1 protein-coding gene is annotated in these 243 nt (G+C 39.1%); it reads left to right on the top strand.

Translation table 11 applies throughout. The features are described 5' to 3' along the window. A partial coding sequence (locus SB754_RS22490; protein ID WP_410784491.1) for a MobA/MobL family protein occupies nucleotides 1-243 on the top strand: 243 nt, incomplete at both ends.

The raw sequence follows: 243 nt of genomic DNA, 5'->3' as shown, positions 1-243 counted from the left end.
CGCCTAGTCATGCACCTAAATGGGTATATGATCGTCAGCAATTATGGAATGAAGTGGAGAAAGTAGAAAGACAATGGAATGCACAACTTGCCCGTGAAATGAATGTAGCCTTACCAAAGGAACTTTCTCATGAAGAGCAAGAACAATTAGCCATTGAATTTTGTAATGATGTTTTTGTGATGGATGGCATGGTTGCAGATTTAGCGATCCATAGAGATGATGAAGAAAACCCACACTTTCATA

It is taken from the genome of Leifsonia sp. SIMBA_070 (assembly GCF_046534635.1).
Taxonomy (GTDB): domain Bacteria; phylum Actinomycetota; class Actinomycetes; order Actinomycetales; family Microbacteriaceae; genus Leifsonia.
Note: the sequence above shows the minus strand (reverse complement) of the source record. Positions and strands in the feature narration are given on the sequence as shown.